Origin of the sequence: Legionella yabuuchiae, from assembly GCF_900640115.1 — a bacterium.
Classification (GTDB): Bacteria; Pseudomonadota; Gammaproteobacteria; order Legionellales; family Legionellaceae; genus Legionella_A; species Legionella_A yabuuchiae.
This window is the reverse complement of the sequence record NZ_CAAAIW010000016.1, coordinates 12,680-34,163: the sequence shown is the minus strand read 5'-3', so window position 1 is coordinate 34,163 and position 21,484 is coordinate 12,680. Positions and strand designations below refer to the sequence as shown.

Below are 21,484 nucleotides of genomic sequence, written 5' to 3'. Positions count from 1 at the left end.
CTGAGAAAAGAATCCAGAGCGTTAGCAAACAAGCCCATGATCCAAAATTCCCACCGTTAATTAAAGACAGTGATAACGTTTATTTAAGGAATAACATGGAAAAAGCAATCCAATTAAAAATTCTTAATCCTAACGTTGGTGATCGTTTTCCATTACCGACTTACGCTACTCCTGGCTCTGCGGGCCTAGACTTAAGAGCTTGTCTTGATGAGCCGTTGCAAATTGCAGGCGGTGAGACCGTCTTACTACCCACAGGGTTGGCGGTTTACATTGCCGATCCCAATTTAGCGGCGGTAATTTTACCTCGTTCTGGACTGGGGCATAAACATGGGATTGTCTTGGGTAACTTAGTGGGCTTAATCGATTCTGATTATCAAGGGGAGCTTAAAATATCCTGTTGGAATCGTAATGAAGAGCATTTTACGATAAACCCTGGTGATCGCATTGCTCAACTCGTTTTTTTACCGATAGTTAAAGCTGCTTTTACGATGGTTGACTCCTTTGATGAAAGTAAGCGAGGGGATGGTGGATTTGGCAGCTCAGGGAGAGAATGAATGAAACGCCGTTATCAACATAAGCGCGTTGCTCGTAGCGTATTTAGGGCATACGATATCCGAGGCGTGATTGGTGAGCATTTGGATGAAGATGCTTTTTATAGTATCGGTAAGGCAATTAGTTGTCGTTTGCATGGACTCAATCGAACCGGCTTATTCCTAGGCCGAGATGGGCGTTTAACCAGTGATTCTCTGGCGAGTGCCCTAACCCAGGGATTATTAGACAGTGGCATCAATGTATTTGATTTAGGCGTTGTTGCAACGCCCATGATGTATTTTGCAACTCACAATTATGAAATGGATTGTGGGTTAATGATCACAGGCAGCCACAATCCCGCGGATTACAACGGCATTAAAATGGTATTGGCCGGTAAAACTCTCGCAAATGCGGATATTGATCACCTATATCAATTAAATCAAGCGCTGGAGTCTATTGAAGGTCAAGGTCAATACCATGCGCTTGAGATCGCTGCCGATTATATTCACCGCATCGTTGGGGATATTACAATACATCGGCCATTAAAAGTGGTGATCGATAGTGGCAATGGCATGGCAGGCCCAATAGCTCCTACGATTATTAAGCAACTAGGCTGCGAAGTCATTGAAGTGTATTGTGATGTTGATGGCCGCTTTCCCAACCACCACCCCGATCCTACCATTGAATCCAATTTAGCGGATTTAAAAGCCGCCGTAGCTAAACATAACGCAGATATTGGCTTCGGGTTTGATGGCGATGCCGATCGCTTAGGCGTTATAACCAATGAAGGCGAGTTGATCTGGCCTGATCGCTTGATGATGCTTTATGCCCAGGATGTATTAAGTCGAAACCCAGGGGCATCCATTGTATTTGATGTGAAATGCTCAAGCCACTTAGCACAATTTATAGAGCAAGCTGGAGGAGTGGCTCGCATGTGTCCAACGGGCCATTCCATTGTGAAATCCATTATGCGTGAAGAAAACGCAGTACTGGCCGGTGAGATGAGCGGTCATCTCTTTTTTAAAGAACGATGGTATGGATTTGATGATGCGATATACAGCGCATGCCGTTTATTAGAAATTTTAAGCCGTTCCTCCCTTTCCGTCAGCAAGCAATTTAAAGAAATTCCAAATAGTATCAATACGCCTGAAATCAAAATTCCTATTTCTGATGAGGTCAAGTTTTTATTTATGCAGCGCCTAAGTGAGCAAGCTCAATTTCCAGATGCGCGATTGATTGCAATTGATGGCTTAAGGGTAGAATTTGCCCATGGCTGGGGCCTTATTCGAGCGTCAAATACGACGCCTTGTTTGGTGGCTCGATTTGAAGCGAAAGATGAATTAAGTTTGGCCAGCATTCAGTCATTGTTTAAAGCGCAACTTCATGCCTTAGATGGTAGTTTGGATATCCCTTTTTAATGTCAATGTTCAAAGGATCGTATTTTGCATGCGAATTCGGATGTTGTTATGGCTCTTATTGGCATTGTTTGCGACAAATCTCTTTGCAAATCGCACATTAAGCGGTACCTGGGATAGCCTTACCTTTATGTTCGATGAAAATAAACCGTTTTTTTATTTTGTTGAACTTGAGGGACGCTTTTACAATCGACCGGAGATTAATCAATCGTTAACACGCTTGGCCGCTGGCCATAGGATGGATGATCTTCGGTTTTGGCTTGGATATGATTACTCGCAATCCTTAGATAGCTCGAAAAGAAACATTCAAACCATCTGGCAACAGGTTTCCTTTAATTTAGTGGATTCTAATTCTTTTATTTGGTTTTATTATTCTCGCTTTGAGCAGCGATTTTTTTCACAAGGACATGGCACGGCGTTAAGAAGCCGTAATCAAGGAACAATAATTGCCAGAGATTTTTTTCCAAAGCGAATTTCACCTGTTTTTGTCGGTGAATTGTTTGTGAATGTGAATCATCCTCATTGGGTATCAAGAAAAACAATCAGCCAAACCCGATACTTCATGGGAATTCAAAAGCCGTTAACCAATTCAATGACGCTGACATTGGGGTATTTAAACATCAATGTCTTTCGCGAGCGTGAAATGGTTCATGAACATATCGCTCGTGTTCGTATTGGAGTCAATTTTGAGTGAGATGCTTGAAAAATTTTCGTCTACAACGAAGATATTCGTAATCGGTCTGTAAATCACCAAAATGCATACAAGACCTGTTTAAAAAACCATCCGCCTGACCAATCATGCCTCATTACGAAGTCGAATATCAGGAGTATCGGCCCTATTGCCCTTGCAGCCGAAAAGCATGGTCTATACCTCTATTGTGTTTGGTTGTTAAAGAAACGATAACGTATAGTGTTGGAGAGGACTATGATGATTAAGAGTATATTAGCAACCTTCTTAGGTCTTGCATTGACAAGCTCTTTTGCCTTTGCCGATAAGACGGATGACAAAGGTATGATGGCTACGTTTAAAACCGAAGATGGGAAGCAGATTAGGTGTTTGGTACATAAGGATGACCACGCCGTAGTGCAGGCAGTTGTAGGAGAAAAAGTCAAGCTAGATGATACTAAAGCTCTCGCCGTGGAGCAGGATATGGCACCTTAGTCGTTGAGCGAGCAGAAGTGGTACGATTTAGGGTATGTAGTTAATACAGCTTATAAACCGTAGACGTGGTCAATGACGCTTAGCCACATAGAGCATGATACTCAGTTGCTCGTTATGTTGTCGTCGTCCGGTGATTTTTTCTTGTCGAATTAAGTCTAGATTTAATTCATGGCATAAAGACTGAATATAATCGGGGCTATGGCTAAATCTGGCTGTGGGTTGTAGCTGCCATGGCTTATCATGGGCAATTTCGCAAGTAAATACAAATAAGCCATTTGGAGTTAACCGGTTGCTAAGTGCTGTAAAAAAGGGGTTAAGATCTCCAAAATAAGGCAGGACATCTGCCGCTACCGCTAGCTCAAAACGCAGAGAGGTGGTTTCTAAGAACTGGATTACATCCGATTCAACCAACTCGTCATAAATTTCTTTGTCTTTAGCTTTGGCGATCATTTTTGCTGACACATCGACCCCGGTTAAGTGTTGACTGATTTCTCGCAAAACCACACCACTTAATCCTGTTCCGCAGCCTAAATCCACCGTGTTTTGAACGTTCAGCACCGATAATTGATGCAATACTTTGCCTATTTGTTCCGGAAGCATATAGTTTAAAACGCTTTTCATATGTTGGTCATAGTAAAGGGCGTAGTTATTAAACAAATTGCTGATGTAATCGAGGCTGGCTTTGGCTTGATTGGTGTCGCCAGTTAAAGCTTGCAACATAAATTTCGTGGCAGAATCGCTTGGCTTAACATTCAGCGCTTTTCGTAAATAGTTAATCGCTTCTTGCCGTTCTTCTAACCGGATATAAATGGCAGCCATATTATTGAGAGCTGCGAAATGATCTGGTTCAAGAGATAATAATTTCTCAAAAAGAGTTAAAGCCTTTGGCAAATGACCTAAGGTCATTTCGGCAACGCCACTGTTGTAGAGATATTCGATGTTATCGGGATCGTTTTTCAGCAAGACATCATAATGCATGAGCGCGTTTTCAAATCGGTCATAGTGCATGAAGGTGGCGGCTAAATTATTACGCGCTTCGATATGGTCATTATCATACGCTAAGGCTTGAGTAAAATAATCAATCGCGATTTGACCTTGATCTTGCTTTAATGCAATGACGCCAAGATTAGTCAGTGCTTGGACATGCTCACTATTGATTGAAAGCACTTGTTTAAAGGCTTGTTCTGCGGATTCAAGCAAGTGAGCATTCAGGTGTAAAACCCCCAAATAAAAATGAGCATCTAAATGCTCAGGGTTTAAGGCGAGGACATTGTTGAACTGAGTCTCTGCGGCTTTTAAATGTCCAAGTTGTAACAGCAATAACCCCAGATTGTAATGAATAGGAGCTGAATCGGGTTGAACATGGATGGCTTTATGATAATGCTCTAGGGCTTTTGGGAATTGACCGCGCATCGCATACAGGGCTGCTAAATTATTGTGCGCTTGAGCGTAATCAGGGTTAATGTCGATCGCAGTTTGGTAAGCTTCAATGGCACGTTCATAGCGCTTTAACTGCTTATACGCATTAGCTAAATTATTATACAAACTTGCGTCTTTGGGCTGAATTGAAAGCGCCTTTTCGAAATAATCAATCGCTTGGTTCATGTCTCCCATTTGCGCGTAACAAAGCCCCATAAAATGTAAGGCATCGGCATGATCAGGCGTTATTCGCAAGACTTTTTGATACAATGCGATGGCTTCGGACAGCTCATCTTGCTGTTGTTTTTTATAGGCTTCATCAAACAATTGATTTACATTATTTTTCATCATGATCATTGCTGATAATCAATCATCCCATGCAACAGCGCTTTTAAAGCTTGAGCACGATGGCTGATTTGATTCTTAATCTCTTTTGGCAGTTCTGCAACGGTGGCTTCATAATCGGGTAAGAAAAAAATGGGGTCATACCCAAAACCACTGGATCCTCTGGGTTCATCCACAATAACCCCTCCAAGTGTTCCGGTAGCAACCACGGGCGTTGGATCTTCGGGATGTTCTACTAATACCATAGCACAATAAAAGTAAGCTTGACGCTCATAGGCAGGAACTGTTCTTAAATTACTCAGCAGTAACTGAACATTATCTTCATCGGTTGCGTTTGTACCGGCATAGCGAGCGGAATAGATACCTGGCTCACCATGAAGAGCTGGGACGACTAACCCAGAATCATCTGCCAGTGCTGGTTTCCCGGCTTGCTGACTCGCATGCCGTGCTTTTAAGATGGCATTTTCTATAAAACTCAACCCAGTTTCTTCGGCTTCTGTAAGGCCCAACGCTTGTTGTGGAATACAATGGATAGGCTCTAAAAGGGCTTGTATTTCTTTAATTTTACCTAGGTTGCTGGTGGCCAAAATAATTTCTTTCATACATACTCTCTTTTTGATTCAACGGGTTTGTGGGTAGTGTCTCAAATTAATTGGGACCGGTTAAGCTTTTGTAACTCATCAATCGCTTTGGCGTGACTAATTCGTCCCTCGGCTAAATCTTCATAAATCTTGTCGGCGACTCTACGTCGTTGCACGCCTTTATAAATATCCAGTAATCTGGCAACCGTAGCTTGTATGGCTGTGCGCCAACTGGGTTGTGGTTCAGTTTGAATCTGGCGTTGAATCGCTATCATTCTCGTTTCAAGCCGTGCTAAAATTTGAGTTATCTTTGTTTGATACCACTCTTTCTCTGCAATCGGTCTTTGATTCAAGTCCTTCATTGTCTTATGGACATACTCCTCACATAAGATATTAAACTCTTCAAACGCATCTAACGCTTCTAAGCCTTCTTTAATCTCACTGATATTCTTTTGTTTGGTTTTTTCACACGCGTTGAAGCACCTTTCCCAAGCCAGCCAATCTCTCACGACCGCCAGTCCTGGCCCTTTTATATTTTGAATGCCAACTACCGTATTTTTATAGCCAGGTGGGGTAATTTGCTGAATTTGCATATTAATATAATCCCCACTTGCTTCTAAGTGTTCAATGACGAAGAGCTTGTCAAAAAACCAGTCGTGCATTAGTTTTCTAAAGGCTTGATTCAGGGTCTCATGCTCACTAGTTTCTGCGTTTTTTGCTGTATTAAGAAATGATTTAAATTGTTGATAGTTCTTTAAGTTTTGATTATGTGCTTTTAAAATAGCATCCTGCCATGGTCTGAGATCAGATTCTTTAAGCGCTTCACTTAATTGCTCCACCGAATCCCACAATTTAACAAACGCAGAGATTTCTTGCTCGGGAGCAACGCCTTGCAGCATGGCTTGCAGTCGTTTTTGAACTGATTTTTTATGATAAGTGATGCGCATTCGCTTTGCGTACCTAATCACTCGCTCTTCTTCGAAATGATCCGTGTTCTCGGGCCATAAGTTGATGCTGGTTTCATAATTTTTCCAGGCTTGATCAAGGTATCCTTGAAGACCACGAAGATTGGAGCCTACTAAAACATGCTTATCTACATTTAAATTTTCAACCATCATTTCAGCAAACGCTTGCGAGCGATCGACTCGATCAGCGCGGTTATTAACCAACGTTGTTAGCCATTCATCATAATGGTCATAAGGATCGTGTTGATGAAGATTCATTTTTTCCCAGCTTTTTAAACAACCATAACGCTCATTGGCCGACATGGCATTGACGAAGATCAAATTGCGTGTTTGAATCGGAGCTGACGGAAAGCGTTTAAAGGCGCCGATGTCTGGAATTAAGCGCTCGGTAATGGCTTTCAATGCAAACGATGGTTCAATGCCTAGGTTTTCACTGAGTTTGAGTACTAAGGCCACATTAACAGAATGCTCTTCATAAGGAAACCGCTCGAGGATATCTGGCGTCACAAGGCCCGTATTCACCCAATCCACAGCAATTAAATCCGTATTCAATTGTTTTGACGCTTCCGCTAAGACGGGCAACATTTGCTCTTCGCTGGTAATTAGTTTTGAGCCAGGATTTATAAAATGGGTTATGGATTCAGCCACATTAATTCCAGATGGGCCTTGGATATCCTCATGGTCTGGATAAGTGTTGGTAATGGTTGAAATGTCATCTTTTGTCCATTGCCGTTGTAATATTTCAATGTAACTGGGGGTTAGCCCCATACATTCCCAGAGAAAAACATCCACATCCATTCTTTGGGCGAGAGATAAAAGTTTGATTTGCTCCCAAATAGAGGCTTTTTCATAAGGACGAAACAGATTAAACTCATGCGTGTCGCAGAGTGGATATCCATGCAAAAACATCGCTTCTGAACCAGTTGTTTTACACAGAACATTGTACCCTAGGGCACTAAACAGTGCGGCTTTCATTCGCTCTACGCCGGATTTACCCCGTGTGCCATACCCTCCAATAACTAACGGAATGTGTTTTCGAAAGCGATAAATTCGCCAGTTAACATAAAAAAGACGGCCGATAAAATAAAATAATACAATTAAAGAAAAGAGAAACAGCTCTGAAAGAGTATTGCTGTAAGCCGTAAAAACATAATTCTTAAACTCATCCCATTGGTTAAGTATTGGCGTAAACGATACGCCAGTAAAAAAACGGCTTACGGTTTCATCCGAGGATTTTCCATTGTAGGCGTTAAATTTGATTTTAAAACCAAGTTGTCTAAAGGCTGCTAAATAACGCTTAGGTCCGAAGGAACTGGATTCCTTCCAATTTCTTAGAGCAGCGTAGTTGGAAAATCCAAGGTTCAATCGCCACTTGGCCCAAAGCCGCTTGATTCTTTTTTGAGGCGCTTTAATTTCTGTAATGCCCTCGCTGGTGAATAGTTTAATGGCTTTATGAGGGTGCTTCAGACTGCTCAGAATATCATCCATTAACGGCAAATAAGGGCGATAACCATCTTCCTCATCTATGAATAAAGGCTCACCAGGAACGTTGGTTTTAGTAACCTCTGCAAGAATCGCAGAGGGCGCTCGAAGTTCTCCTGTTGAGATTCTTGCCGTTGTATAGGGAAAGCCTTGGCGTTTATTCGATGAGGGGTGAGAAATCTCATACATTAATCGCCAGAAGCGAACACCAAAGCTTGGGCCGCGCGTGATTTTTGAACGAAAGCGTCGAGATTCTAAATAGAGTCCAAAATCTTTTTGTGTCAACGCTGCCATGACTCGTCCCATAAAAATCGGGTCGGTTTGTTTGATTAATGATTTAGACAGCGTTTTGGTATGGCCGGGTTTAAGATTCTGAATGGCTTTCTTTAAAGCCTCGCCAAGGGCTTGTGCTTCTTGATTTTGTTGATACCAGAGCGCTTCAACCGCTTGTGCTGCCCAGCGTCGTACCTTAAGACTTGAACCTTCTAGGTGTTTTTTATTCAAGCAAGGGTTGAACTGATCAAACCAGGCTTTTGCTGAAGACGGGTCGATTTTTTTTAAACGTTGATAGCCGTCTACAATAACTTTGAAGCTGATTCTAAGCACAAACACATCTTGTTCATTGATAAAAACTTGCTTGAATACGTTGATTATTTCTTCAAACAATGATCGCTTTGTAATGAGATCTAAGCTACTGAGAATTGCCGCAGCACGAACTGCTGCGATGTTATCTTCTAAAACTAGTTGATACAAAATGGTGCTAATGGATGTATCAGGTAAGCGAATGAACTGTTTCGCTAACGTTTGCCGCACATAAGGGCTTTCGTCACCAACCGCTAAGGCGATTAATTGATTTTGCATCACAGAAGAGTCGTTGCTACAGAGAAGGCATACAGCATGACTGCGTATAAAAAAGTCATCCCCTGGTTTGGGATGACTTAGCCGCTTATGGATCAACTTGATCAGCACTTGAGGTGAGCTGTATTCCACGGTACTCATCGCCTCACATTGGATCCAAGTGTTATTGTTTGAATCGAGTGCGGCACGTAAAATCGAAAATCGCATTGTCTGGCTGATAAATGTTTTACGATAGGATGTGGGTAAACAAGCCATAATTCCTTTAATTGCTTGTAAAGTAATCACGACAACACGTTCATTGTTCTCATAATTTAATAGGGACTTAAGTGTTTCACTAATATTTACTTCTGGCCAATGCGTTGCAAATTGTTTTTCTTTCAGCCGTAGACAAAGATCTTTGGTGATAGGCTCTAGTCTCTCAACGCACAGTATGATTTGTAGTTCAAGTTGAGAACGTAAGGTTATATACCGCTCCACCATTGCTTCTCTATCCAACCATCGTCCTAAGGCTAGGCGGTCCTCTTTAAGATCTTCATCGGATGCGCCTAATCGCTTGGAAAAACTTAAGAGCAATAATTTCTTTTCTTCATCGGTAACGGCTTTACGGTAAAGCCGTTCAAATTTAGAGTGATGGAGGTACAATAAGGAGATTTCATGTAGGGATGTTTTAATCTGAGTGATTAAAAAGTTTAATAAGCTAGATTCCCAGTTGATGGATTGTCGTTCATTCATGGGCAATTGACTAGCTCTCTTTTTTTCTTTTCTTAGAAAGGCATCAAGGATGGGTTTAAGTCTTTTATTATCGATGTTTGATAAATAAGTACCCTTTGAGGGTTTAATTCGTTCCATGAGTTCTTTTTGCATGGTTCAATCCACATTCATTGCATTATTTGGCCAACCAGGAACTTCTCGTTGGCGTATGTCTCTAAATTCAAACGGTTCGGGAGCAACGTCGCGAAAACCTCGTCCATTGCTGTTTCGCCAGGTAAATATAAGAAATCCAGTAGTGGCTGGCGCATCAATGTCTCGTTGTATCTGAAATCTTATTTGATAGAGATTTAAACTATCGCACCATGTTTGCCAAAGAAGATCAAATCCATACGTTCTTCTTAAAAAGTCCTCCGGATAATATTTGGCATATTGATACGATACACCTGCCTGAAATGGGCCTAAAAGTTGCTGCCAACCGAGATTGACTTTGCTGTAAAGAATGCTTAATCGCTGATTGTTTGCAACATCACCTCCAGCGTAGGCAATGGAATCTAGCCAAGGTCTATGATAAAACGTATCCGAGAACTCAAAAATTTGGCGGTGATCTGATGTGTATGGCGTGAAAATGTCTTGATCGACCGTCCTTACATCATAGTCTTCCGTATTGTCTAAACTCATGCCGCGAATTAAGGCTGAAAACCGAGGAATGTGGAACGTTTTGGGGGTAAAATCGCGTTTTTGGTGTATGGAGCCTATCCAAGTGGTGGACCATTCCTGTTTTCCATCCAGTGGCAGCCATTGATTGCCCTCTGGATTTTGGAAAAAGGCATCTCCATAAAGCGTCATATTCACTGGTAGCCAGTTTGGCCGAAATTGGATGCGCTCCACAAGCCCTAATGTCGCGCCACCAAAACGGCGAATATGTTCTTTAAAATTGGTGGTGAAATAGGTATTTAAATGTTCATTGTAATAGTGATGCCCCAATTGGGGCTCTAAAAATTCTTCTAGGTCTAAATCGTTCACATCAGAGACAAGCACATTCTGTCGTTTAATCTCACCCAGCGAATAACTCCATGTGCCATCTTCTTGCCCGCCTAGCTTAAGTCCATCTTTTAAAATCACTTGCTTCGGCTTGGTTGGGGTAGGTAAGGTCTCATAAGAAGGTAGTACGGGCTGATAATTAACTTCATTAAAGCGCGGTTTTGCGGCTTTGATGGGCTCATATTCAACTCGTTGCGAGATGCGAAATAAGGCTTCTGGTCGTTTGGTGGAAGGCAGTAACTCCAGTGTATGTGTGCCTTCAGGCACAAATTGATAGCGTGTTATGATTTGTCGTTCGCGTTGTTCATCAATGCGAATCATCACAGGGCCTACGATTTTAAACTGTACGGGTTGTTTACGGGTGGCAATGTAAAAAATTTCTTCAATATGCTTAAACTCGGGTTTAAGACCATTTTCTTCAAAATTAAGAATAAGATATTGGTTAAAAACGGGGTTAACGAGCTCGATTTTGATCAAATGTTCACCGCTTGGTACAGAAATTCGTATGATTTTTTTCTGTTGACTGGCCTTGAAATTCAAACGTTTTGGTTTTTGATCATCAATGCGATATTGCACCGTCATCGGGGCAGGCGATAGAATAGGGACGTCTGCCACTTGCATAACGATACCTAACTGGACCGCTTGTTGTGATTTTATCGTATAGACCAATCGCCCTTCGCCAGTTAATACAAATTCTTGGTTAGAAAGCGCTGGGGTTAGGGCTTTCCGTATCCGCATCAATTGACCTTCTGGCTGCCAGTGTTCTTGTTTGAAATAGCGAACACCAGCGCTATTGTAAATATTAGTAAACAAGAGCCATTGCAAATGACGTGTTAAACGGGTTTTTAAAGGTTGTAGTTCAGGAATTTCAGGATAGCTATAATATAACATCTCCCCCTTCGCTAACGCTTCAGCGCGTTTCTCTTTATTATGTTCGGCTAGCCAAAGCAACGCATTCATTTTCCGGATAATGGCTTCTTTCTTTTGCTCGGGTAAGGTGTTGGGGGGCATGGTATTGTTAGCCGCGAATGGTGTAAGCGAGAATATAGTAAAGCACCCTATGACGATGGCGTTGATCATCAACTTGTTTATTTTGCTGTTGGCTAACGTTTGCATCGTTCTTTGCATAAGGGAATGGCTGTTTTTTGATTCGTACACTTGGATTTATTTTTAATCACCGTAAGGCAGTGATAAAAGAAACAAGGATGTTTAACTGCTTTAGGATCTATTAAGCCACCTTGGAGCGCTGCCTGTCTAGTGGCAGAATTTAAGGTAGGTAAAATCGGTACTGGAATTTCAGGGCGCAGTAAATGGGGGCGTAATAAAAACGAATGATTCCCTGCATCGACGGTAATATTATGAGGTCCTGCTCCGAGATTAAACTCAACAAAGAAACGCTGACCGGCTACATCATTGGGTTTGCCAATGATTTTAATGGCTTGTGACGGGAAATTATTGCTGATGGCATAGGGCGTAACGCGTTTATGCTCACGAATATAAAACCAGCCATCAAGCGGCTTAAAGGCAGCGCTAGAATGCATGGGACGAACTTCAAGCCTAACTTTAATCGGCCCTATAATGCGCATTTTTACAGGTCGGGTGCGGGTGCCTTCATAGACTTGTGAGTACAGATCTCTTTCAATGCTATAGAGTGTGTATCCGTTCGCATAATCTTGTATGATATTGTCCTCGTTTTTCCAAACGTAATGGCCGGGTTGATTGGCTTGCCAATGCTCCCAGGCTTTAACACCATTCGCTCTGATTTGGGGATTAGGCGATGTAATTTGTGTTTTAATGACACATCCCTCAAGCAATATTTTTTTCCAGGGTTGCCCCAAACGACCAGACGCTGTAAATCCTTCTAGAGCTTCTTTAAAGTTGGATTGCTCCATGAGACGTAATGCGTTCCAAAATTGTTGGGCCTCAATGGTTGGGAGCTGTTGAGTTAAGCGCACATAAAGACCCCACCAGCGACTCTGATAGGCGGCTCTAAGCATTGAATCAATTGGTTGAAGCGGCTCGGGCAAGGTTAATCCAACCATGAGGGCTAATGTCGGTTCATGTTCAGCAAGCAACGCTTCAACCAATTGCTTGGTGACTTCAACTTGAGGGCTTATCATCATCATTGCGGCCGTTAAGGTCGTGATTTCTTCAATGGCATGTTGTTGCTTATAAAGCGCTAGCAGTTTCTTGTAAGCCCAAATTCTTATGGGGGAATCGCCAGATAAGAGGTAACTACGCAATTTCATTTCTGCAAGATAATGCTCTCCAAGATGATACAATGCATTAATTTCATGCTGTTTCGCGAAGGGTTGTATTTCTTTTGAACCTTGCTGAGATAATTGACTCCACAGTTCTAAAGCAGGCACCCATTGCGACTGGCGCTCAAGTTGTTCGGCGTTTGTTTTTAGCTGAGCGACTACCTTTTGGTCGAGGGTTTTGTGTGTATGTTGCAACATAGTGGGTTGAGTATGAACGGGAGCAGAGAACTGCTTATATCGCGACTGAATAAATTGGACTAAAGGAAGCCAATGGTTTTGCAGGGTTTTTTCAGCCGCGGGCAACTGAGTGGCATGAGGTATGTGTAAGTAGGTTTGTAACAAGCGGATCACAGGTATGTCAGGAGACAACGTTCGGAGGGCGGCCCAGTAGCTGGTTTCAGACAGCACGAATGGATCAGAGGCCCGATATTGCAGCGCTAAGGAGACCGTTTGTTTGTCATTGGCTTTCCAAGCGGTTACCACCTGAACGTCAGGCGGTAAAGTCAGTTCTAAGGTATTAGCTAAAATTAAAGGGGCTGGGCTTTGCCATTGACTAAAAGGGCCACTTAAGGTTGGGCATAGAGTGACTTTTTTTAGCTGTTTAAGCATCTCAGCTCCTGACTGCCCTTGAATTAAAGCATATTCTTGCCAGGGCAGTTCAGGATTGCGCGTCACATGCATGGCAATTGGTGTTTGGTGATTAAACTGAATATAAAATAATGCGCCTGGAGTCGTGTGCGTAGGATCCACAATGACTCGTAACGGAACGGGAGCAGGGCGTTTGGGTAGGTAATAGTGATGTTTGGCAGCGTCATTTTCTCTTGTAGCGGTGGGTAACCCGACAAAAGTTGCACTGGAAACTCTATCCAGCAAGGCATTTAAAAATTGCTCGGCAAAAACAAGCCCTTTACCTTGATTGCCAAAATTATGCAACGGTTTAGGAAGAAACCAAGCTAAATACTGCGAAAAACGTGGATTTTTATTGACCGGATTTACAGTGCGATAAAAAGTATGATATCCAAACAGTTCGTCCGCTAATTGTTTGATCCGTGGGTAATCCTGATGGTCTCTTGCATAATGTTCCATCACCATTACCCCAAGGACACCACCTGCTTTTCTGGCATTATCGCGTATGATGCGCAGGACGGCTAATTCTGTTTTGGCGGGCAGGGCGTTAGGATGCTTAATAATGGCTTTAACGTCGCGAGGTGTCATTTCCCATAAGTTAAGTCTTGATTGCTTAATCAATTGTCTCGCTTGTGCTGGAGAGCATTTCGGTCCATTTAATTTGGGAAACAAATAGTCTGGATTTTGTTGCTGAAGCAGTCTTCCGACGATTCTTACCGAGGGTTGAATTTGTAAGGTATGATCGCCTGGAGGAATCTCTAAAAAACCTCGTTCAAGACGCCCAACGACTTCAAATTGACCATTAATTTTTACCGGCCAACTGGTTTCCAGAGAGGTAACGAACTCTAAGATCTTGAAGGGATGATGGTTGAGTTTCGTCTTGAGTTCATAGGTTTGCACCAGGCTCGATTCAAATGGAGGGTAAGCCAGTCGATGTTCAAACGTAAGCCTTGTCGGGCCTTTAATCCGAATCGATTGTTCGACTCCAGGTTCTAACAACCAGTAAGGCTGCTGACCACCATCTAGCTCTCGCCCCATGAGTACTTGTTTAGAACATAATGGCACAATTTCACGATAAGGGGCCATTTCAGGAAGATATTCATAGCGCGAGGCAAATAGGGCGAATTGAAGCGGGGTTGTCTTGTGTTTGGGTCGAGAAAGGATAAAAAGCTGGGGTTTATACCAAGCTTCTTCGCTCACTAAAGAATGGTTATCGCGGCTAGGGATTAGAGGGACTTTGGCATACAATCCGCTGCCATTGGATGTATCGACGGCTAACTCGGAGTTTGAAAGGAGTTGGCAGGGGCTGGTTACCCGCAATCGGCTTTGCTCATTTATCCGAACTTTGACGGATTGGCCAGGATGCAGCGTTATCAGATGCATGCCAAGTGCTGGAGAGTAACTGGGTTTGGCTCCTGATACCCACTCTGGTGGCCCTTCGATGTTGTCCCAACGTAAGGGCGTTTGATAAGTGGATAATAACACGCTTTGCAGATTATCCAGTTCTGAAAACGCAGCCTTAGAAAAGAATAATCCGCATAGGAGGCAGACTCCCAATACTATAGCTTTGTTCATTCTTCTAAGCAGTCCATTAGCATCATTAATAAATTTGGATTGTTTAGTAATGCCTTTCGAACACCATAACTTAACTCAAGATGGATTAATCCCGGGTGTCGTAATGACTGAAGCATTTTCCCAATCGTATTTTTTGTTCCTCCAAGCTCGAATATATCGATAAAACTAATATAAACCTCAGGATCAACCGTTTCTTTCAAGCAGGTTGCTATCTGTTGAACGGCTTTAGAGGGATAAGATGTACCACTGCTAATAATGATCGTTGCATTTTTGCCTGCTTTACTCAAGCGTTTGGATTGAGAAAAGCCATGAAGTTGAATTAAGGTACGATTAGGATGCGCTTTTGCAAAGGCACGGCTAAAGGCCATTAAAAAACTTTGCTGATGATGAACCAAATCAAGTTTTAGTCGTGATATCGTATTCCAGGCTGCTGCAGAAAAGCCATTTTCAGTAAAGAGTTTCAAGGCGATCTCGCGGGTTAACCGATCATAAAAACTATGTGGAGCTTGTAAAGCATTACCGCTTACGCTCTGGTGAAATACGTAAAATCCCCGGCCTTCTTTACGGTGATCTTGTTCCCGAATTAAGATAAATGATTGCCCGTCTTCTTCGAACGCTTTTAGCTCAAATCCTAAATGATTCCATTTTTGTTGTGAGTGATTGTTGATGCTTCCCTGAAATAACTCAAGGAATAACGCTTCGCTTTGACGAAGCTCATCCGGGTCTGGAGAGACATAAGTTCCTCCTTGGCTAGCTTTTAATAAAGTGGGATAAATCGTTTCATAAGCACTGGCAAAGGATGAAGCGTTAAAAATAAACCCACAGAGGATTAGGAGGAGCGGTTTAAGGTATTCTATCGCTTTAATAGAATTTAACATCGCGTAACCGCGGCTCGATAAATATTCTTTTTTTACCCGACTCCCCAGGGAGTAAGCGCGATACCAGCACATATCCTGGTTCTCCTTCTAACAAAGTAACTCGGACGGTGTACGTTCCTGGTTTGACATCCTCCCCTAAGGGTATCGTAAGCAAGCGTCCTTTATCCACTGTTTGTGCTGGCGTGTTTAATACCGGCACTTTTGCTTGTAAATTCGGTTCAATATCAAAAACCCGCTTCAACAAACTCCAGTGACGCAGCGGACTTTTCTGTTCTTGTGGCGCCTCTATTTCAACGGCTACTTTACTGCGCTTGGTCGTCCCATAGGGAACATAATAACGCAGCGATAAGGTTTCTTTACCACGGCTCAGTTTTTCATAGTGAAATTCCAATGCCTGGCGCCCTAGATAATTGACCAAACGTTTTAATACGTTCCCTTTGGAAGTCGAGGTATGATTCATAAAAAATGCAGCATTATCCTCACTTCTGATTTCAAAAGCGTGCTTTCCTTGGCTTAAAGGCGGCAGCAGGATTTCACCGGCTTCGCCAGTCAATAGGCCTTTGTAGTGCAATCGGCCATCCACACTGAGACTAAAAGAGCCTGTAAAGGTGTTTTTGCGGATGTAAACCAAGCGCGGATCAACACTAGGTTTATCAAGAAATCCATTAAGTGTTAATGAAAAAACGGTATTAGTCGGAACCGCTTGAAAAACACTGGCTAAGGCTTCCTCACGCAATGACACGTAATCATCGATTGGTGTGAGTATTAAACGACCAAACCAATTGCCTATCGGATGAAAATCCTCCCAGAAATAATTTTGGACAAGAACGGCCCAGTTTACCTCTGGGGGTTCGATTTGCGTGGTTAATAAAACCGACTGGTTATTTAATAATAATTGATCGTTTTGGATGGGATTTAAGGAAAACCAAGCCGGTTGTCTTAAATCTGGCGCATCTAAAAAGTAATACGCTTCTGGTACTTTTATCGTACGAGTCATATGGTAGGGACGGTTATACGCCCTAAGAAGTACAGGATTATGGGATGAAAATTTTATTTCAGTGACTTCGGGCTGCAGCACAAAAAAATAACTCACAAGCGATGAAACCCGAGTTTGGATCGGTTCTTTAGCGACGCGCTCGTATTGAGATAACCATTCCTTTTCTTCAGCAGGATTGATGGTTAACGATCCTGATTTTATGGTTTTTCCCTGCTTATCAAGTAATGAATAATCCACTTGGGTTTGATAAAAAGGCGCACTATCATCGGGCAACAACAGCCGAACGTCAATTCTAAACAAGGTCGGTTGATGGCGAATATGATTAATGCGATAACTGACGGGTTCCTGCAATCGACTAACATAAGTTCTTAAATAAAGCGGTTCGGGTGTGATCTCTAGAGGTTTAGCCCCCAGTTCGTAAGCACGCACCACAAGCTGCCCGGCTGCCATGATAGTCAATTGTCCAGGAGGAAAAACATGGTCCCAGCGAATGGGTTTTCCCTTCCAGGTGACAGCAAATTGTTGAAATTCAAACGCAGTTCTATCTTGCCAGCGGATTAAAATTTTGCTGTTTAAAGGAGGGGGTGAGCCTAACTCTGCCGTTTCAAAATCAAGTTGGATTCTGTTTTCTCCTTTGGGCAAGGGAATCACACCGTGGACAACACGGTCCACAAACACACCTTTGGGTAGAACGGGTTCGGTAACCTCATCGAACGTTTCATGTTCTATCGTGTATAAATTACGTGCGATATAGTCTGAACCCTTAATGCCACTTGGGGCGATTGGTTGAAACGTTTCACTTAATAAGTTACGCACCTCTTGCTCACTGAGAAGGTGCGGTGGAAAGAGGCTTCCTTTGGCTACTTTTTCTTTCTGCTCTTGATTTAAGCGATACCATCTCATGGGGTATTCGTAGTCTGGAACGGGTTGTCTCGCATACACTCTTACATTAACCTGTTGAATAATTGGTGATTTTTCCAATAAACGCATGCGGATGGTTTTAATGGGTTGATTATGCCTAAAATTTAAACGGATTAATTTCCCATCCGAAGGAATAAATTTAGGCGATAAATAAAAGGAAGAGGTGACTGGCTTTGAAAATCTCGGATCATGATAGTATTTTACAGTCGCTTTAAAGTAATGGATGTTTGTTTCAATGTTCTCTCCATCCCAATTGATGAGTTGATATTCAATGGCATAAGGCCAATTATCTTGCGGTGTGATATCTAGGTGGGCAAGGAGGTCGGCATTAGTGACTAGCTTTACAGATTCCGTATTAGGCGGCAACTGAAATTCTAACCAAGCGTTGCTTGTTAGCGTGTAAAGAATACTTGATTCAGCTTCGTCTAATCTCGTTTGGATAATTGGATCGGCTGGTTTGGTGTCCAGATTTAAAAACCAACCCACACCAATGGCCAATAGAATCAGTATTAAAAATAATCCTTTCTTCATGGCGCATTTTCCAAGATAAGCCAAGCTGCGCGTGTTTCGATATAGTCACTCACCACTTGACGAGGCAGAGTTCTGGTGTGAATACTAACCAATGAATTCGGATCTGGGGCGGCTAAGTGAGCGACCAAGAGCAGACGATCGCTTGAGTCAAACACCAGTAGATAAGGTTGTCTGCTGTTCTCATCAATGAAGCGTTTAAACGTGTAGTCAGGCCAGGAATTAACCAGTGATTGTAAAATTATGATATCTTGAAGCCCCATATAGCGCTCTATGGCTTGTTTTAAGGCGTTGGGCGCTTCATCTGAAGTTCCCAGTTTACTCGAGCGCAAATACGAATAAAGCAGTCCTTGTACGGTAGGAATATTGGCGGCATTAAACTTTGCCTCATGAAAAATATTGTCCTCAGGCGTTCGAAAATAAGTGTTCGTAACCGGCGATAACCAAAGAATGGCTAACTGCTTGTTTTTTAATTGTTCAAAATAGTGTGTGATATAAGAACCGCTTGCTTCATACCCGGTTGTAGCTTTGGATCCACCTACCATCTTTAACTGTAATCCCATTTGTTTGATTGCTTCAATTAACTGTCTGTCTAACGTTGAAAATTGTTCAAAACGGGTGGCGCCATCGTCAAATGAAAGCAGCACATCTGCCTCGGGTGCTGGGTAGTTAGGATAAAGGCCAAACGCCCGACTTTGAATTAAGAGATAAGGAGTATCCCCCGTTTCACGTAAAAAAGTTTGGGTGGCAAGGTTCAATAAATTATGACGATTCACATACCGCAAGAGATCGGAGCTTTTATCAAGATTTGCATAGGGGTGAGCTCCAGCCAAGAACAGAGCGCGGGCGTTGAGTAATTCAAAGAGCGCGAGCCCATATTCAAAACTATTCATTTCAAATACTGGTCGAGGAATTTGAACAAAATAGGGATTATATTGATTTAGGCGAATAATGAATGTCCCTCCATAATGGCGCTCCTTCAATTCGGGGATTTCCCTGAGTATTAAATAATATTCATCCGTGTTTTTATGATGATAGTACGTAATTTGATAGCCCATAGCACTGGCTTGGGCATTGATAAGTTTTAATTTATTGAGTGTGTCTTTAGTCCATTGTAGCGATTGATCATGCTGAAAAGAAACCATTAACAAAGGCGTCAGTATTTCTCGGTCAAAATATAATAATTCTGAAAGGCTTGGGGCTTGATACAAATTCGAACCTTTGTCGGCTAAAGGGTTTTCTTTAAACACTCGTTCTAATAAATAGCCTTCCAGATTTTGGTTAGAAGAAATCATTTTTATACTAAATTGTGGAGAAATTAGAGCGTTTAATAATTGGTTGGTTGCTTTCGCTGTAAACACAATCTCAGCAAATCCGCGGTCCGTTTTATCCCACTGGAGATTTGATGACGCGCTTTTTCCCCATACAATCTCCATGGGTCCCACCCATTGTTTTAACGTTTGTAGATTTAATAGTGGCGGCAACGATTGTTTGATAAAGATTTTGGTTTGGAGTTGTGGGGCACTCGTTGTACGAACTTGGATAACATTTTCATCCGCAGCAGCTTTATGAAACGCTTGATAAAAAGTTAAAGGATTGGCTAACACATTAGCATAGGGACTGACATCCTCAGCCATGGGGCGACCAGACACAGCAAATGATTTCGCTTTAAAACGCGCATAAAGAGCAGCCCCAACATCATAAGCGTTCTCTTCACTTAAAGGTCGTGGAACCTCAATTAACCCAGATGCAGAGGCTTTTGTATCGATGACATAAAGTCCCCAGCCATTAACTGGTGGAGTTTCTTCCAATAAAAAATAACGGTTTTCTAGGGTGTAGATTTGATAATGAATTTGACTTAATTGTTTTTGAGCGTGTTTAAGTTCAGGAGTATGTTCTGTCGACTTTAAAGCAAGTAGTGTGTTAATGGCCTGAGTAAAGCGTCTTAGTTCTTGAAGGGTTGGTTGTTTAGAAGAGTCCATTAATTTATTTTGATACAACTGAATTTTTGCAAGTCTTAAGGCTTCTTCTAGATTGGTTTTTCTTGGTAAAGGCGCGATCTTTTGAGCGGCAAAATCAAGAGCTTCTGCTTGAGTGGTAAATTGGGGCACAAAGGTTAAGCTATAGCCAATGATACTGGCAACAAACACGGAAATAATCGAGGTTTGTAAGGTACTTAGGGTCAAATGAGCTAAGACGTGCTTATCATACATTTTGATTGCAATCAGTGTTGAAAGCAGATAGCCGAATCCGTAAAAATCTGTAACTTGAACTTGAGGAAAAAAGTAAAACGATAAATAAGCGAGAATGATCTTATAAACAAAACTGACGTTAAAAAATAAGAGTAATTTATAAGCCCCTTCAATGTTTCGATGACGGAAAAAACGGGACTCTAATAACGCAGAAGAAAGACCAAGAATAATAAAGGCTTCAACAAATGAAGATACAATTTTAATTGGTTGATACCACTGTAGCGCCAGTAATGCGGGAATTAAAATCCCATTATACTCCCAGCCATAACGTAGATTTAAGCGCGAAGCGATAAGTGCTGTAACAATTAAGATAATGTATGATTTTGGACTGGCCAGCATAGACATAGCAATATTGGCATACATGTATTGCAGATTGCTGACATCAAAATTCGTAACATTAATGAGCACATAGCGGACAATAAAATAAGTGATGAACAGCGTAACCAACATATGAACTAAACCACGATTTAAACCCGATTTCCAAAGCTGATTACTGATTAACGCGACAATAATTAAGCCAAAACTTTGTAAGCTGTCACGGTAATCAATTTGAATGCCAAAATGAATATTGATGAGGTTTGCAATTTCCGGGAGAACCCAACCATCCATTCCAACCCGCACTAACACACTTGCCAGAAACAAGGCAAAAAAACGATCACGGCCAAATAAATGATTAAAATGATGAAATTTTGTAAAATAGTAAGAATACGACCATACAAAGACGTAGGTCAGCACGGCTTCAATAAAAATAACAAATACGGATAAAGGCTTAATGATAAGAAGTGGCACTAAGTATCCAGGGATTACAAATCCAGAAAGTAGCCAGCCTAAACGTAGATTAAAAAAAGCGATGACAAACACACCAATCCAGACCGTGGTAATCACCGAACTGGATAACGCGTAAGGAAATAATTGTAATGGGAATATATTCATTG

12 protein-coding genes are annotated in these 21,484 nt (G+C 42.0%); 4 read left to right on the top strand and 8 right to left on the bottom strand.

Annotation, left to right across the window (positions count from 1 at the left end; genetic code table 11):
- Positions 1–95 precede the first annotated feature (95 nt).
- The 4 genes from dut (at position 96) to E1O47_RS07300 (ending at position 3,108) form a co-directional block, all read left to right on the top strand.
- A complete protein-coding gene (gene dut / locus E1O47_RS07315; protein WP_133130610.1) occupies positions 96–554 on the top strand; it encodes a dUTP diphosphatase in 459 nt (152 codons plus the stop codon).
- Positions 555–1,949 carry a phosphomannomutase/phosphoglucomutase gene (locus tag E1O47_RS07310; RefSeq protein WP_133130609.1) on the top strand — a complete coding sequence of 465 codons (1,395 nt, stop codon included), beginning with the start codon at positions 555–557 and terminating at the stop codon, positions 1,947–1,949. It begins immediately after the preceding gene.
- Between the two features lie 28 nt (positions 1,950–1,977).
- The gene (locus E1O47_RS07305; protein ID WP_165475068.1) at positions 1,978–2,640 is read left to right on the top strand and encodes a DUF2490 domain-containing protein; all 663 of its coding nucleotides are present in this window, start codon (positions 1,978–1,980) and stop codon (positions 2,638–2,640) included.
- Between the two features lie 231 nt (positions 2,641–2,871).
- Positions 2,872–3,108 (top strand): hypothetical protein, encoded by a 237-nt coding sequence (locus E1O47_RS07300; protein WP_133130607.1) that lies wholly within the window; start codon positions 2,872–2,874, stop codon positions 3,106–3,108.
- Between the two features lie 69 nt (positions 3,109–3,177).
- On the opposite strand, the gene E1O47_RS07295 is transcribed toward E1O47_RS07300, so the two are convergent.
- From E1O47_RS07295 to E1O47_RS07260, 8 genes are read right to left on the bottom strand one after another with little or no spacing between them, the layout of a single operon-like run.
- Positions 3,178–4,875: a tetratricopeptide repeat protein gene (locus E1O47_RS07295; protein WP_133130631.1), complete on the bottom strand. Its 1,698-nt coding sequence runs from the start codon at positions 4,873–4,875 to the stop codon at positions 3,178–3,180.
- Positions 4,876–4,880: 5 nt separating this feature from the next.
- A complete protein-coding gene (gene rdgB / locus E1O47_RS07290; RefSeq protein WP_133130606.1) occupies positions 4,881–5,474 on the bottom strand; it encodes an RdgB/HAM1 family non-canonical purine NTP pyrophosphatase in 594 nt (197 codons plus the stop codon).
- Positions 5,475–5,515: 41 nt separating this feature from the next.
- Positions 5,516–9,622 carry a hypothetical protein gene (locus E1O47_RS07285; protein WP_133130605.1) on the bottom strand — a complete coding sequence of 1,369 codons (4,107 nt, stop codon included), beginning with the start codon at positions 9,620–9,622 and terminating at the stop codon, positions 5,516–5,518.
- A 3-nt stretch (positions 9,623–9,625) separates the two neighbouring features.
- Positions 9,626–11,638 (bottom strand): hypothetical protein, encoded by a 2,013-nt coding sequence (locus E1O47_RS07280; RefSeq protein ID WP_133130604.1) that lies wholly within the window; start codon positions 11,636–11,638, stop codon positions 9,626–9,628.
- Positions 11,614–14,973, bottom strand: a complete 3,360-nt coding sequence (locus tag E1O47_RS07275; RefSeq protein ID WP_133130603.1) for a hypothetical protein — start codon at positions 14,971–14,973, stop codon at positions 11,614–11,616. Before E1O47_RS07275 ends, E1O47_RS07280 begins: the two co-directional genes overlap by 25 nt.
- Positions 14,970–15,851, bottom strand: coding sequence for a hypothetical protein (locus E1O47_RS07270; protein WP_133130602.1), 882 nt, complete (start codon positions 15,849–15,851; stop codon positions 14,970–14,972). Before E1O47_RS07270 ends, E1O47_RS07275 begins: the two co-directional genes overlap by 4 nt.
- Positions 15,835–18,300 carry a hypothetical protein gene (locus E1O47_RS07265; protein WP_133130601.1) on the bottom strand — a complete coding sequence of 822 codons (2,466 nt, stop codon included), beginning with the start codon at positions 18,298–18,300 and terminating at the stop codon, positions 15,835–15,837. The genes E1O47_RS07270 and E1O47_RS07265 overlap by 17 nt, the downstream gene beginning before the upstream one ends.
- Positions 18,297–21,482: a poly-gamma-glutamate biosynthesis protein PgsC/CapC gene (locus E1O47_RS07260; protein ID WP_133130600.1), complete on the bottom strand. Its 3,186-nt coding sequence runs from the start codon at positions 21,480–21,482 to the stop codon at positions 18,297–18,299. Before E1O47_RS07260 ends, E1O47_RS07265 begins: the two co-directional genes overlap by 4 nt.
- Positions 21,483–21,484 lie beyond the last annotated feature (2 nt).

Coding starts and splice junctions, on each gene's coding strand:
- E1O47_RS07295 (WP_133130631.1), bottom strand. CDS start 4,875: ATGAAAAATAATGTAAATCAATTGTTTGATGAAGCCTATAAAAAACAA.
- E1O47_RS07310 (WP_133130609.1), top strand. CDS start 555: ATGAAACGCCGTTATCAACATAAGCGCGTTGCTCGTAGCGTATTTAGG.
- E1O47_RS07275 (WP_133130603.1), bottom strand. CDS start 14,973: ATGAACAAAGCTATAGTATTGGGAGTCTGCCTCCTATGCGGATTATTC.
- E1O47_RS07305 (WP_165475068.1), top strand. CDS start 1,978: ATGCGAATTCGGATGTTGTTATGGCTCTTATTGGCATTGTTTGCGACA.
- E1O47_RS07285 (WP_133130605.1), bottom strand. CDS start 9,622: ATGCAAAAAGAACTCATGGAACGAATTAAACCCTCAAAGGGTACTTAT.
- E1O47_RS07260 (WP_133130600.1), bottom strand. CDS start 21,482: ATGAATATATTCCCATTACAATTATTTCCTTACGCGTTATCCAGTTCG.
- rdgB (WP_133130606.1), bottom strand. CDS start 5,474: ATGAAAGAAATTATTTTGGCCACCAGCAACCTAGGTAAAATTAAAGAA.
- dut (WP_133130610.1), top strand. CDS start 96: ATGGAAAAAGCAATCCAATTAAAAATTCTTAATCCTAACGTTGGTGAT.
- E1O47_RS07270 (WP_133130602.1), bottom strand. CDS start 15,851: ATGTTAAATTCTATTAAAGCGATAGAATACCTTAAACCGCTCCTCCTA.
- E1O47_RS07280 (WP_133130604.1), bottom strand. CDS start 11,638: ATGCAAAGAACGATGCAAACGTTAGCCAACAGCAAAATAAACAAGTTG.
- E1O47_RS07265 (WP_133130601.1), bottom strand. CDS start 18,300: ATGAAGAAAGGATTATTTTTAATACTGATTCTATTGGCCATTGGTGTG.
- E1O47_RS07300 (WP_133130607.1), top strand. CDS start 2,872: ATGATGATTAAGAGTATATTAGCAACCTTCTTAGGTCTTGCATTGACA.